Here is a 14104-nt window from a genome sequence, read left to right as displayed (position 1 = left end):
AGCGACCTCGCTCCTCGGTGCCAGCGACACGACGGGACCCCAGGAACAAGCCACGAACTTGCACCCCGATGCCGGGACCATCGCGGTCCCGCGTCGCCGCATCCGGGCATGGCGTTGTGCGCCACGGCCGGGACCGACTTGAAAGGAGCACACCTCGTGCTCTCCCTCGGCAAGATCCAGCTCTCCGGTGAGAGCTACTACCTCGACGCCGTCGCCGACGGCATCGACGAGTACTACCGAGGTGTCGGCGAAGCACCAGGTCGATGGGTCGGCACCGCCAGCCAAAACCTGGACCTCGACGGCGAAGTCGACGCGACCGACCTGCACGCCGTCTGGGCCGGCGAGAACCCGGCCACCGCAGAGCGGTTGGGGCGGTTCACGAACCGCAAGATCGCCGGGTTCGACCTCACCTTCCGCGCCCCGAAGTCCGTGTCGCTGCTCGCCGGGCTCGGCGATCCCGACACCGCCCAAGTCGTCCGCGAGTCACACGAAGCAGCGGTCGACGCCGCGTTCGGATACATCGAACGCGAAGCCGCCCGGTCCCGTACCGGCAAGAACGGTGTCCACCAGATCGAGGTGAACGGGCTCGTCGCAGCCGCGTTCCGCCACCGCACCAGCCGCGCCGGCGACCCCCATCTTCACACCCATGTGCTGGTGGCGAACATGGCCGAAGGCGCCGACGGCAAGTGGCGAACGCTCGACGGCCGGTGGCTGTACCTGCACAGCTCGACTGCCGGGTACCTCTACGAAGCGCAGTTGCGTCGTGAGCTCACCGTTGGTCTCGGTGTCGAATGGGGGCCGATCAAGGACGGGATCGCTGATGTCGTCGGGATCGACGCCGACGTGCGGGGGCATTTCTCTGATCGTCGCAAGGAGATCGAGGAGCATCTCGATGAGGTCGGGTTCCGCACCGCTCGCGCCGCCCAAGTCGCAACGCTTGCGACACGCACGGCGAAGAAGGCGACCCTCGACGAAGGGTCGATGCGCAATGTGTGGGAGATCAAGGCCGCCGAGATCGGCTGGGACCCCGCGGATCTCGCCCTGGCTCTCGATCGGGTCCCGCGGGCCAGCGTTGAGGCCGACTTCGACGACCTGGCTGAGGACCTGATGAGCGCGGACGGCCTGACGAAGCAGGCGTCGTCGTTCGACCGACGCGATCTGCTCCGGGCGATCTGCAACCGGCTCCCCGCCGGCGCAACCGTCGCCGACATCGACGGCATCGCCAACCAAGTCCTCGACCGAACCGAAGTCGTCCGCCTCGTCGAGGCGAACGGGCCCGGACTGTTGTCGTCGAACGTGATCCGCCGAACCGACGGCACGATCGTCGCCGCCGCCGGGATCGGCGACGCCCGCTGGTCAACCGCAGAGCTGATCGGGATCGAACGCCACGTCGTCGCCCGCGCCACCGCCCGCACCGGCGAACGCACCTGCGTCGTCGACGGCCACGTCCTGGCGGAGGTGATGGCGCGGCGCCCCACCCTCGCCGCAGAGCAGACCGAGATGGTCGCCCGGCTGTGCATGAGCGGCAACGGGATTGACGTCGTGTGCGCCGCCGCGGGGACCGGGAAGACCTACACCCTCGACGCCGCCCGCGAAGCCTGGGAGACCAGCGGCCACCGCGTCATCGGCGCCGCGTTGGCCGGGATCGCCGCCCAGGAGCTCCAGTCCAGCGCCGCCATCGAGTCCACCACGCTGGCCATGTTGCAGATCAACCTCGACGCTCACCGCGTCCGCCTCGACGACCGCACCGTGATCGTGATCGACGAAGCCGGCATGGCCGGGACCCGCAACCTCGCCCCCATCCTCAACGCCGCCGACCAGGCCGGCGCCAAAGTCGTGCTCGTCGGCGACCCCCACCAGCTACCCGAGATCGACGCCGGCGGCGTCCTCACCGGCCTCGCCCAACGACTCGACCCCATCGAGCTGACCGAGAACCGGCGCCAGCGCGCCCAATGGGAACGCGACGCCCTAGACGAGCTTCGCTGCGGTGACATCGACACCGCCTTCGCCGCCTACCGGGCCAACAACCGCATCGTGTCCGCGCCCACGGCGATCGACGTTCGCCGCACGATGGTCGCCGACTGGTGGTCGCACCGCCTCGCCGGCGACACCGTCGCCATGACCGCGTACCGCCGCGACGACGTCGACGACCTCAACGGCCGCGCCCGCGCCTACCTCACCCGATCCGGCGCCGTGTCAGGCCCCGAACTGGTCCTCGACGACCGCCCCTACCAAGCCGGAGACCAGATCGTCTGCCTCCGCAATAGCCGCCGCCTCGGCGTCCACCACGGCACCCGCGCCACCATCCACGCCGTCAACGCCGAACGGGGAACGCTCACCATCGAGGTGGGCCGCCGGCGTGTGCTGCTGCCGAGGGACTACCTCGACCAACGGCACATCGCCCACGGGTACGCAACCACCATCCACAAGACCCAGGGCGCCACCGTCGACCGCGGGCTCGTGCTTGGCACCGACGAACTGTTCCGCGAACGCGGCTACGTCGCCCTCAGCCGCGGCCGCATCTCCAACCACCTCTACCTCATCGGCGCCCACGAGATCGACGACTCCACCGGCCACGGCCCGCCACCTCTCGCCGACGATCCGGGCGAGGTCGTGCAGGCGGCGCTGCACCGCCAAGGCGAGAAGCGGCTCGCCATCGACACCGGCGAACCCCTCGCCTTCTGGGCGATCGAGGATCTCGTGACCGAACGCCACCGCCTCACAGCCGTGCTCGCCGCCTGCCCACCCGATCGAAGCCATGACATCGCGGCGCTCACCACTCGACGCGATCAGGCCCAGGCCGAGATCGAGCCGCTCGTCTACCGGTACAACGAGCTGGCCGACCGGAAGCTCAAGGGCCCCGGCACCCGCAGCGAGATGCGCGACCTCCGTGACGAGACCGGCGACCTATCCCGAGGCCTCGACCGTCTCACCACGGAACTCGCCGACGCCCACTGCGCGATGCGTGAGCGCGAGGAGTTCCAGACCGATCACGCGCACGACACCGGCTTCCTCAACGCCATCGACCACGAACTCGCCCAGCAACTGCACAGCCGAGTGCGGCAGATCGCCGCCGACCCAACCGACTACCACCTCCACATCCTCGGCCCCGTCCCCGCCTACCCCGACCACCAAGCCACCTGGCTGCGCGGCGCCACCATCCTCGAACGCCACCGCCTCGGCCTCGACCGCGACTCAGGCCGATGTGAGCGCTCATCCCTCCTTGGCGGCCCAAGGGAGATGGCCGAAACCAAGGCCCGGCTCGAGACCATGACTATCCCCCAGGAGCAGGAGTCGGTCGCCCGCAGCCCGGAGCCCGAGCTCGGGCTGGATGTCTGACTCTGAGGCAGTCCCACAAGGGGTCTTCAGGAAGGTTGGAGTACCCCCTACTCGGGGGCAGCTCGTTCAGTACCGGCAGTCCGCGAATAGTCCGCGGAATCCTGAGAACAGGGGCCGATTTGCCGGTACGCACTAGTACGCCCCGGACAGCCATTTCCGCAGGTCAGAGGCCCTAGATGACCCCTGACCTGCGGAACAACCAAACCCTCGACCTAGATGTCGTAGTACATGGCGAACTCGTACGGATGCGGACGCAGGCGGATGGCGTCGATCTCGTTCTTGCGCTTGTACTCGACCCACGTCTCGATGAGGTCGTCGGTGAACACGCCGCCGGCCTTCAGGAAGTCGTTGTCGGCCTCCAGCGCGTCGAGCGCCTGCTCGAGGGTGGCGGGCACCTGGGGCACCAGCGCCAGCTCCTCGGGCGGGAGGTCGTAGAGGTCCTTGTCGACCGGCGTGGGCGGCTCGATCCGGTTCGCCACGCCGTCGAGGCCGGCCAGCATCATCGCCGAGAAGGCCAGGTACGGGTTGGCGGTCGAGTCGGGGCAGCGGAACTCGACACGCTTGGCCTTGGGGCTCTGCGAGGCGAGCGGGATGCGACACGACGCCGACCGGTTGCGCTGGCTGTACACGAGGTTCACCGGCGCCTCGTACCCGGGCACCAGGCGCTTGAAGCTGTTGGTGGTGGGGTTGGTGAAGGCGATGACGGCGTGGGCGTGGTGCAACAGGCCGCCGATGTACCAGCGGGCGGTGTCGGACAGGCCCGCGTAGCCGGCCTCGTCGAAGAACAGCGGCTCGCCGCCCTTCCAGAGCGACTGGTGGGTGTGCATGCCCGAGCCGTTGTCCTCGAAGATCGGCTTCGGCATGAAGGTCAGCGACTTGCCGGCCTGCCAGGCCACGCCCTTGAGGATGTACTTGAACGTCATGAGCTGATCGGCCATCGCCAGCAGCGTGTTGAACTTGATGCCGATCTCGCCCTGACCGCCGGAGGCCACCTCGTGGTGGTGCAGCTCGGTCTCGATGCCGACCTCGTGGAGGGCGACCGCCATGTCGGAACGCATGTCCTGGTAGTGGTCCATCGGCGGAACGGGGAAGTAGCCCTGCTTCGTGCGGGGCTTGTAGGAGAGGTTGCCGCCGGGCTCCTCGGAGCCGGTGTTCCAGATGCCCTCGATCGAGTCGACCATGTAGAACGAACCGTTCGGCTGGGTGTCGAAGCGGACGTCGTCGAAGATGAAGAACTCCGACTCGGGACCGAAGTAGGCGGTGTCGGCGATGCCCGTGCTCTTCAGGTAGGCCTCGGCCTTCTGGGCGACGTAGCGGGGGTCGCGGGTGTAGCTCTCACCGGTGACCGGGTCGGCCACGTAGCAGTGGATGACCATCGTCTTGCGCTTCATGAAGGGGTCCATGTACGCCGTGTTCGGGTCGGTGATCAGGACCATGTCGGATTCCTGGATCTCCTGGAACCCCCGCACGGACGAACCGTCGAAGCCGTGGCCGTCGGTGAAGTGGTCCTCACTCAGCACATGGGCCGGGATGGTGACGTGCTGCATGATCCCGGGCAGATCCGAGAAGCGGAGGTCGACGAACTCACAACCTTCGTCCTCGACCAGTGCCAGCACTTCTTCGGGGGTGCGTTCCTGCACGATTCCTCCTGAGGGGTGCGGGCCGGTGCCGCACGTGGGTTGAGATCATCCGTTCGACGGACATCGTCGACCGGGGTCGTGAGCGGCGCGCATGATTGCGGGACGCCCTGGGCCGGCAGCAGCCTGGCATCGGGCCTTTTCCCTGCTGTTGCCTGTTTGTGAACGCTAGATGAACCGGCCAGGGAGGGGCGAGGCGGCCCTGTCGGCGGTCCCGGGCCTGTGCGAGGATCCCGCCATGGAACGTCAGCAGGACTACGTGCTGCGCACCGTCGAGGAGCGTGGCGTCCGCCTCATCCGCCTCTGGTTCACCGACGTGCTCGGCCAGCTCAAGTCCGTCGCCATCTCCCCCGCCGAGCTCGAGAACGCCTTCGAGGAGGGGATGCACTTCGACGGATCGGCCATCGACGGCTTCAGCCGGGTCCAGGAGAGCGACGTGCTCGCCCGGCCCGATCCGAACACCTTCGAGCTCCTCCCCTGGGGCGACGAGCTCGACGTCTCGGGCCGGATGTTCTGCGACATCCTGAGCCACGACGGGACGCCGTTCGAGGGCGACCCCCGCCACGTGCTCAAGCGGAACCTCGACCGCGCCCACGACCGCGGCTTCTCGTTCATGACGGCGCCGGAGATGGAGTTCTTCTACTTCGCCGACGGGGACCCCAACGGGCCGCTCGAGCCCCTCGACACCGGGTCGTACTTCGACCTCACCACGGCCGACATGGCCAGCGATCTGCGCAAGCGGACCCTGCTGGTGCTCGAGAACATGGGCATCCCGGTCGAGTACTCGTTCCACGAGGACGCCCCCAGCCAGCACGAGATCGACCTGCGCTACACCGACGCCCTCACCATGGCCGACAACGTGATGACGTTCCGGCTGGTGGTGCGCGAGATCGCCCTCGAGCAGAAGGCCTACGCCACGTTCATGCCCAAGCCGGTCGCCGGCCTGCAGGGCTCGGGGATGCACACCCACCTCTCGCTCTTCGAGGGTGACGAGAACGCCTTCCACGAGCCCGGCGACCAGTACGGGCTGTCGAAGGTCGGCCGGGGCTTCATCGCCGGGCTGTTGCACCACGCCCCCGAGATCACCGCCATCACGAACCAGCTGGTGAACTCCTACAAGCGCCTCATCGCCGGCTACGAGGCACCGGTGTACGTCACCTGGGCCCGCAACAACCGGTCGGCCCTGGTGCGCATCCCCGTCACCAAGCGGGGCAAGCAGTCCTCCACCCGCATCGAGTACCGGGCGCCCGACCCCTCCTGCAACCCCTACCTCGCCTACTCGGTCATCCTGGCCGCCGGGCTGAAGGGCATCGAGGAGGGCTACGAGCTGCCCCCCGAGTCGCTGGCCAACGTGTTCGAGATGACCGACGCCGAGCGGGCCGCCGAGGGCATCCGACCCCTCCCGCAGTCGCTCTCCGACGCCCTCGACGCGATGGAGCGCTCCGAGCTCGTCGCCGAGGCCCTCGGCGAGCACATCTTCGAGTGGTTCCTGCGCAACAAGCGCTCGGAGTGGTTCGACTACAAGTCCCAGGTCACCCAGTTCGAGCTCGATCGCTACCTCCCCAACTGGTGACCGATGGAACCGATCCTCCTGTTCCCCGACCCCGCGCCGCCTGAGCTCGCCCAGGCCCTCGACCTCGCCGGCTACCCGTGGAAGGCCGTCGCCGACGAGACCGCCGCCGTTCGCCTCGAGCCCGAGGACGGCTGGGCGGGGGCGGTGGTCGCCGCCCACGGCGACGCCGAGCGGGCGTTCGCGCTGTGCCGGTCACTGCGCAAGCGCGACGTGCCGCTCGAGCCGGTCCTCCTCCTGATCGGCGGCGCGCAGCTCCCGGACCTCGAGCTGCGCGACGACCTCTTCGACGACTTCTGCCTGGCCCCGTTCCACCCCCGTGAGCTCGAGGCCCGCCTCAAGCACCTGTTCTGGCGCACCGGGCAGGGCACGCGCCCCGAGCTCGTCGAGTACGGCGAGCTCGTGCTGAACCTCGAGACGTACCAGGCGGCGATCGGGGGCAAGCCCCTCGACCTGACCTACATGGAGTACGAGCTGTTGAAGTTCCTCTCCTCGCACCCCGGCAAGGTGTTCACCCGCGAGACGCTCCTGAGCCGGGTGTGGGGCTACGAGTACTACGGCGGGGCGCGGACGGTCGACGTCCACATCCGCCGACTGCGCGCCAAGCTCGGCGAGCACCACGCCGGGCTGATCCAGACCGTGCGCAGCGTCGGGTACCGCTTCGGTCAGTCCCGCTGGAGCCTCTGACCACAACGACGGACGGGCCGCCCGTGGGCGACCCGTCCGGTCGTGAACACTGCTGTCGAGAGGGGATCAGATCGGACGGACGTCCTGTGCCTGATCGCCCTTGGGGCCGCTGGTCACCTCGAACTCGACGGCCTGGCCCTCCTCGAGCGAGCGGTACCCCGAACCCTGGATCGCGCTGTAGTGCACGAACACGTCGGGACCACCCTCACGGGAGATGAAGCCGTAACCCTTCTCGGCGTTGAACCACTTGACGGTACCGGAGGCCACTCCGACACCCCTTTCTGTCCTGCGGGGTCGGAACACCTTCCCTGCACCTCATGATGGTGCGAGACGCTAGCCCCTCATCGGGCCAGCGTCGATGGTCTCTTCGCGAACGGTCGTGGACCGCCGGGTGACCGCCGGGTGAACGGTGCGGCGACGGCGCGGGGCGCGTCAGGCCTCGCGGCTGAGGGCGAGCTCCTCGGTGCCCTCGAAGGCGTCGTCGACCTCGGTCTTCGTGACCCAGCCGAGGAGGGCGGCGACTCCGCTCATGGTGATGAGGAAGCCCACCGGGATCACGACCAGCAGGACGATGACGATCAGGACGACGCTCACAGCCCGAGATGCTACCCACCGCGGGTGCGGCCGGGCGAGGGGGACCTCAACCCTCCCGCGGGGCGTACGCCCAGGCCTCGATCTCGACGAGGGCGACCATCGGGAGCTCGGCGACGGCGACGGCGGAGCGCGCCGGGCGGTGATCGCCGAACGCTGCGGTGTAGGCCTCGTTCATGAGCCCGTAGTCGCGCATGTGGCGGAGGAAGACGGTGGTCTTCACCACGTCGCCGAGCGACGCACCCTCGGACTCGAGCAGGGACACGAGGTTGGCCACCGCCTGGGCGGTCTCGGCCTGCACTCCGCCCGACACCATCTGGCCGTCGACCTGGCCGACCTGCCCCGACACGACGAGGAGGTCGCCGGCGCGCACGATCGGGGTGTAGGGGCCGACGGGGGTGCTCACCGGCTCAGCTTGGCACGGGCCAGACCGGCGGGCAGCCGCGGGCCACCCATGCCGCCGCGGCCACTGCAGCGAACACCGCGTCCGAACCGTTCACCGCCTCACCGTCCGAGGGCACGAGCTCGACCTCCACGTGCGGCGTGGCCGCGGCGGACAGGATGCCGAACGACCTGACGGTCAGGTCGAGCACCTTGCCGTCCTCGACGGCGAGCGCCTCGCTCGTCACCCACCCGAAGCCCATGTGGGCCGCCCCGATCACGTAGGAGCGCAGCACGATCGGGTCGAGCACCTCACCGCACTCGACGCGGACCCGGATCACCCCGTCGCCGCCCACCGCCGCGTCGGCCTGCGCGCCGCCGGGGGCCCGCACCGTCACGCGGCGCGACGGCACCCCGTCGACCGGGTCGCGTCGGGCCTCCAGGGCGGCGAGGAGGACGGCCGCCTCGGCCCAGCCGGCGGCCCGGAGGTCGACCGAGGTGGGTGGGCCCGGGACGTCGACCTGTTCCACGACCAGACCCGGTGCGACCGAGCGGATCGCCTCGGCCACCCCGTCGGTGCGCACCACCCGGATCACGCCGGTCCCGTCGGAGCGGACCCCGGCCGCGATCGGCGGTCGCTTCGGCCCGATTCGCACCGTGTCCTCCCGCGAGAGGAGCACCCGGACCGGTCGGCCGTGGCGGTCGGCCAGACGACGGGCCACCTCGGACACCGGCGAGGCCCGCTTCGCCCCGAACGCGCCCCCGTTGGCGAGCGGGGTGGCCGGCTCGCCACCGGGGACGCACCACGAGGCGTCCGTCTCGAGGTAGCCGGGCTCGACCCAGCCGGTCCGCAGCGTCAGGTCCCACGCCCCCGGTGGGACGTCGAGCGGCGGCGCGGCGGCGCGGCTCCCGCGCCGTCCCTGCACCTTGCCGGCGGCGGCCCGGGCCTCGGCCAGCGTCTCGCCGAGCGCCCAGCCACCGGCGCCGTCGGGGACGGCGACGAGGGCGCCCTCGGGGGCCTCGTCGTCGGCGAACCCGCCCCGTCCCAGCACGACGTCGGGCCCCACCCGCTGCACGGCGCCTCCCTCCAGAGCGGCGCGCCGCTCGGCCGAGGCCAGGTCGCGCTCCCGGTCGAGCTCGGAGGCGGCGGCCGACGCGCCACCGACGGCCAGCCCCCACGCCTCGACGATCGTCTGCCAACCGGTGCAGCGGCACAGGTGGGCGGCGAGCGCCCGTTCGACCTGGGCTCGATCGACGGACGCCGGTTCGGATCTGGCCCGCAACCCCTCGAGGCGGCAGATGATGCCGGGGGTGCAGAACCCGCACTGGCTGGCACCGGTGGCCAGGAAGGCGTCCGCCCATCGACGCCGATCCTCGTCGTCGAGGCCGTCGACGGTGGTCACGACCCGGCCTGCGACCCGCCGGGCCGGGGTCACGCACGCCACCCTCGGCGCGCCGTCGACGAGGACCGTGCAGCACCCGCACTGCCCCTGCGGGCTGCAGCCGTCCTTGACGCTCGTGATCCCGAGGCGCTCCCGCAGCACCGCCAACAACGACGAACCGTCATCGGGCACCGTCACCGCCACGCCGTCGACCACGAGCTCGAGTCCCGGCCCGTCGACGGTGCCGGCGGAGTGGTGGAGGCCCATCGTCGGCAGGATAGGTTCGCCCCCCTATGGCGTCCGATCCGGTCCCCGCTCGTGCCCCTCGGGCCCCCGCCGGGCGAGCGGAGCGCAGTGCCCCGAGCCGGCGCTCCTTCCTGGCCAGGTCGTCGATGAGCGCAGGGCTCCTGGCTCTCGGGGGCCCGGCGTTGCTGGCGGCGTGCAGCTCGTCGGGCGGATCAGGGGAGAGCGGGTCGGTGGGGCTGACCCCTCAGGGCTCCCAGCTCGTCGGCCTGTTCAACTACCAGGGCAACTACCTCGTGAGCCGGACCCCGCAGCGAGCGGTGTTCACCATCGCCAGCCCGGAGGGCCCGCCCGCCCTCGAGGGGCCCGAGCGACTGACCGCCACCCTCTCCCGGGAGGGGGTCGAGAAGGGCGAGTTCGAGCTGACCCGTTTCGCGGCCGGCACCCCGATCGGGTACTACCCGCTCTTCACCACGTTCGACCAGCCGGGGATCTGGGGGCTGACGACAGTCCTCGACGGCGAGGAGTCGACGCAGAACTTCCAGGTGCAGGAGCCGTCCCAGGTGGCGCTGATCCAGCCCGGCCAGGCGATGGTCCCCGTCACGACCCCCACGTTCGACGACGCCCGGGGGGTCACGCCCATCTGCACGCGCGACCCGCAGTGCCCGCTCCACGAGCGCAGCCTGGCCGCCGTGCTGGCCGAGCAGCGGCCGGTGGCCCTGCTGATCAGCACTCCGCTCTACTGCGCGACCGCGGTGTGCGGGCCCGTGCTCGACATGGTGATGGCCGAGGCCGCCGCCCGACCGGACCTCGCGGTGGTCCACGCCGAGGTGTACCTCGACCCCGCGGCCGGCAGCGACCCCGGCGCCGGCGGAACCTCCCCCGCCGTCGAGCAGTTCGGCCTGACCTTCGAGCCGAGCCTCTTCGTCGCCCGCGCCGACGGCACGGTCACCGCCCGGCTCGACAACGTCTTCGACACCGTCGAGCTGGCGCAGGCCCTCGACGGCGCCACCGCCTGACCCCGGACGCGCCACGACCGCCCGGAGGCGGTCGTGGGAGGTCGGGAAGGGACGTCAGCTGAAGGACTGACCGCACCCGCAGGTCTTCTGGGCGTTGGGGTTGTCGATGGCGAACCCGGCGCCCTGGAGGCCGTCCTTGTAGTCGAGGGTGGCCCCGGTGAGCAGCTGGGCGCTGGAGGGGTCGACCACGACGGGCACGCCGCTGTCGTCGAGCACCATGTCCTCGGCGTCCTTCTCGGTGTCGAAGAACATCTCGTAGCTGAAGCCGCTGCACCCACCGGGACGAACGGCGACGCGCAACATCAGCCCGTCCTGGCCTTCCTGGTCGATGAGCTCCTTCACCTTGAGCGATGCGGTGTCGGTGAGCGTGATCACGTGATGTCCTCCCGGAGGCTGCGGTGGATGGAAATGGTATCGGTGGTGGTCGGCGGTGCGTTCATCGGTGGGTCATCGGGCGACGAGCTCGACCTGGCAGGGGGTCCGGTCGACGAGAGGGTGGAAGCGAGCGACCCCGCTGCCGTCCCACGCGGTGACGAAGCCCTCGACCAGTCCGTTGTGCAGCGAGCAGACGAGCTCCGGGTGCATCTCCGCGAGGTCACGGAACGGACAGTGGGCGAACCCCATCGTGGCCCCGCCGGGGTGGTCGAGCGTCTCGGGGTCGAAGCCGAGGCGGGCCTGCTCGACGACGAGGGCGTCGAGGCAGTCGCTGCCCTCGGGCCACCGGGCGGCGTCGGCCTCGCCCTGGCGACGACCGGCGTCGGCGAGGTCCTCGCCGTCGAGGCCCCCGGCGGCGGCGGCGTCGAGCAGCGTCCGGGCGAGCATCGGCCACGGCGACGGCTCGAGGCCGAGGGCGGGGGCGTCGGGGCTGAGCGAGTAGCGGTGCTGCGGCCGACCCACCGAGCCGCGGGCCTCGGCGTCGACGGTGAGCAGGCCCACGTCGCGCATCCGCTCGAGGTGCGGTCGGACCGTGTTGACGTGCAGGCCGAGGATGTCGGCGATCTCGCTGGTGGCCAGCGGGAGGGGCGAGCGGGCGACCTCCAGGTAGATGGCGTAGCGGGTGTTGTCGCCGAGGGCCTTGAGGACGTCGAGGCGCGGCGGGCCCTCGTCGCTGCGGGCCGCCCCGTCGCCACGCCGGTCGCCTCCGGGCGCGGGGCCGGAGGCGTCCGCTTCGGGGGGATCTGGGTCGACCGTCGCCACGACGTCGAGTTTACACGGCCCGAGCCGGTAGAATCACCTCGTGGCTCCGCTCCCCACCCCCGACGACGTCCTCGCCACCCTGCGCGGGGTGATCGACCCCGAGCTCGGTACCGACATCGTCGAGCTGGGCATGGCCCGGGGAGCGACCGTCGAGCCCGACGGTCGCGTCGTCGTGCAGATCGTGCTCACCACCTCGGGGTGCCCGTTGCGCGCCCAGCTCCAGACGGAGATCAAGGGACGGATCAACGACCTCCCGGGGGTCACCTCCGTGAAGATCGACTGGGGCGAGATGACCGCCGAGCAGAAGTCGGCCGCCATGGCCAAAGCCCGCTGGAACGTCCGGGAGAGCGCCCCGGCGACGGCGGTCCCCGCCACCACGAGGGTGCTGGCGATCGCGTCGGGGAAGGGGGGCGTGGGCAAGTCGTCCGTGTCGGCCAACCTGGCCGCCGGCCTCGCCGCCCGGGGGTTCGTCGTCGGCGTGCTCGACGCCGACATCTGGGGCTTCTCGATGCCGCGGATGCTGGGGCTCGACGGCCGACTCACCGCCGAGGCCGGCGAGGGCGGCTCCACGCGCATCCTCCCCGAGCGTCTCGAGGTCGGCGCCGGACGCCTCGAGGTCGTGTCGATGGGCCTGCTGGTCGACGACGAGACCGACGCGCTCATGTGGCGCGGTCTCATCCTGAACCGGGCGGTGCAGCACTTCCTCGAGGACGTGGCCTGGCCCGAGGACCTCCAGTACCTCGTGATCGACATGCCGCCGGGCACCGGCGACGTGCAGATGGGTCTGGCCAGGATGCTGCCCCAGGCCGAGATGGTGGTGGTCACCACACCGGCGTTGGCCGCGCAGAAGGTGGCCAGTCGGGCGGTGACGATGGCCAGGAAGAGCTACCTGCGGGTGCTCGGTGTCATCGAGAACATGAGCGCCTTCGAGTGCGAGCACGGCACCTCGTACCCGCTGTTCGGATCGGGGGGCGGCGCCGCCCTCGCCGCGGAGGCCGACGTCCCCCTCATCGGGGCCATCCCCCTCGAGCCCACCGTCTCGGCCGGCGGCGACGAGGGACGCCCGGTCGCCCTGCGCGACGGCGCCGCCGCCGCGGCGTTCGCCACGATCCTCGACCGCCTCGTCGACGATCTCGCGCCCCCGGTCGACATGGGCGGCTGCTCGGCCCGGCTGCTGGCCGCGGCGGTCGCCGCACTCGACGCCGCCGACGCCCCCTGAGCAGGCGCCCTACGGTGGCGCGGGTGTCGTTCCGCTCGCCGCGCCCCGGTCGGAGCCCTACGGCGGGGATCGTCGCGACGGTCCTGGTCATGGTCCTCTCGGGCTGCGCCCCCGACGCCGGTCAGGAGGTGCGCTCCGAGGCATCGCCGACCACCGTCGCGCCGGCCGGGGCGCGGGGCGCGGTCGAACCGGTGTGGGGGTTCACCTCCGGCCTCCTGCGCGCCGTCGCCGACCGGGACGTCGACGCCAACGCCGTGATCGCCCCGGTGCCGGTCGCCGTCGGACTCGCCCAGGCGGCCGCCGGCGCCGGCGGTGAGACCCTCCGCCAGCTGGACCGCGCCCTCGGCCGCGACGCCGCGTACGACGCCGGACTCGGCACCATCTGGCAGGTGCTCCCGGACCGGTCCGGCGGCCGCGAAGACCCCGACACCGGCCGACGCGGCCGGGTCTCGGTGGAGCTCGCGTCCTCGCTGTGGGCCCAGCGGAACACCCGCTTCGAGGACCCGTGGCTGGACGGGCTCGCCCGAACCTGGGACAGCGGGGTCCGCGAGACCGACTTCCGGTCCGACCCGAACCGCGCCACCGGGGCGGTGAACGAATGGGCGGCCGACGCCACCGACGACAACATCACCGAGCTCCTGCGGCGGGGGGCGCTCGACGAGCTGACCCGCTTCCTCGCGCCGAGCGCGGCGTACCTCAAGGCACCCTGGGCGACACCGTTCGCACCCAGCGACACCCGGCTCTCACCCTTCCGGCGCCTCGACGGCACCGAGGTCGCCGTGCCCATGATGCGCCGGATCGACGCCACCGGGACTTCCTGGACCGAGGCGCCCGGATGG

At 71.0% G+C, this 14104-nt stretch carries 12 protein-coding genes and 1 pseudogene; 6 read left to right on the top strand and 7 right to left on the bottom strand.

Going from position 1 to position 14104, the window contains the following annotated elements; translation table 11 throughout:
* The first annotated feature begins 156 nt into the window (after nt 1-156).
* On the top strand, nt 157-3339 hold the full coding sequence (locus tag MUE36_10625) for a relaxase domain-containing protein (GenBank protein MCU0311382.1): 3183 nt from the start codon (nt 157-159) through the stop codon (nt 3337-3339).
* Nucleotides 3340-3551: 212 nt separating this feature from the next.
* Here the strand turns inward: MUE36_10625 and glnA are convergent, their stop codons facing one another.
* Entirely contained in the window at nt 3552-4979 is a 1428-nt protein-coding gene (gene glnA, locus MUE36_10620; GenBank protein MCU0311381.1) for a type I glutamate--ammonia ligase, read from the bottom strand.
* Nucleotides 4980-5214: 235 nt separating this feature from the next.
* Between glnA and MUE36_10615 the strand changes: the two genes are divergently transcribed.
* Nucleotides 5215-6549, top strand: a complete 1335-nt coding sequence (locus tag MUE36_10615) for a glutamine synthetase family protein (protein ID MCU0311380.1) — start codon at nt 5215-5217, stop codon at nt 6547-6549.
* A gap of 390 nt (nt 6550-6939) precedes the next feature.
* Nucleotides 6940-7209: pseudogene (locus tag MUE36_10610) on the top strand (winged helix-turn-helix domain-containing protein).
* A 90-nt stretch (nt 7210-7299) separates the two neighbouring features.
* On the opposite strand, the gene MUE36_10605 reads toward MUE36_10610, so the two are convergent.
* The 4 genes from MUE36_10605 to MUE36_10590 form a co-directional block, all read right to left on the bottom strand.
* Nucleotides 7300-7500, bottom strand: a complete 201-nt coding sequence (locus tag MUE36_10605; GenBank protein ID MCU0311379.1) for a cold-shock protein — start codon at nt 7498-7500, stop codon at nt 7300-7302.
* 165 nt (nt 7501-7665) lie between these two features.
* The gene (locus MUE36_10600; GenBank protein ID MCU0311378.1) at nt 7666-7827 is read right to left on the bottom strand and encodes a hypothetical protein; all 162 of its coding nucleotides are present in this window, start codon (nt 7825-7827) and stop codon (nt 7666-7668) included.
* Nucleotides 7828-7873: 46 nt separating this feature from the next.
* On the bottom strand, nt 7874-8230 hold the full coding sequence (locus MUE36_10595; protein ID MCU0311377.1) for a RidA family protein: 357 nt from the start codon (nt 8228-8230) through the stop codon (nt 7874-7876).
* Nucleotides 8231-8234: 4 nt separating this feature from the next.
* Nucleotides 8235-9854: a 2Fe-2S iron-sulfur cluster-binding protein gene (locus tag MUE36_10590; GenBank protein ID MCU0311376.1), complete on the bottom strand. Its 1620-nt coding sequence runs from the start codon at nt 9852-9854 to the stop codon at nt 8235-8237.
* A 125-nt stretch (nt 9855-9979) separates the two neighbouring features.
* Here MUE36_10590 and MUE36_10585 point away from each other — a divergent pair, with 125 nt between their 5' ends.
* Complete coding sequence (locus MUE36_10585; GenBank protein ID MCU0311375.1) at nt 9980-10849, top strand: hypothetical protein; 870 nt, start codon at nt 9980-9982, stop codon at nt 10847-10849.
* Between the two features lie 54 nt (nt 10850-10903).
* Here the strand turns inward: MUE36_10585 and erpA are convergent, their stop codons facing one another.
* Both erpA and MUE36_10575 read right to left on the bottom strand, forming a co-directional pair.
* Nucleotides 10904-11224 carry an iron-sulfur cluster insertion protein ErpA gene (erpA, locus tag MUE36_10580; GenBank protein ID MCU0311374.1) on the bottom strand — a complete coding sequence of 107 codons (321 nt, stop codon included), beginning with the start codon at nt 11222-11224 and terminating at the stop codon, nt 10904-10906.
* A 72-nt stretch (nt 11225-11296) separates the two neighbouring features.
* On the bottom strand, nt 11297-12046 hold the full coding sequence (locus MUE36_10575) for a helix-turn-helix domain-containing protein (protein MCU0311373.1): 750 nt from the start codon (nt 12044-12046) through the stop codon (nt 11297-11299).
* Between the two features lie 40 nt (nt 12047-12086).
* Between MUE36_10575 and MUE36_10570 the strand changes: the two genes are divergently transcribed.
* Nucleotides 12087-13265 carry an Mrp/NBP35 family ATP-binding protein gene (locus MUE36_10570; GenBank protein ID MCU0311372.1) on the top strand — a complete coding sequence of 393 codons (1179 nt, stop codon included), beginning with the start codon at nt 12087-12089 and terminating at the stop codon, nt 13263-13265.
* A 23-nt stretch (nt 13266-13288) separates the two neighbouring features.
* Nucleotides 13289-14104 (top strand): hypothetical protein (locus MUE36_10565; protein ID MCU0311371.1); only part of this gene is annotated, 816 nt, incomplete at its 3' end.

The sequence above is a fragment of the Acidimicrobiales bacterium genome, assembly GCA_025455885.1.
Lineage (GTDB): Bacteria > Actinomycetota > Acidimicrobiia > Acidimicrobiales > Acidimicrobilacustridaceae > Rhabdothermincola_A.
The sequence above is the reverse complement of the archived record's forward strand: the minus strand, read 5'-3'. Positions and strand labels throughout refer to the sequence as shown.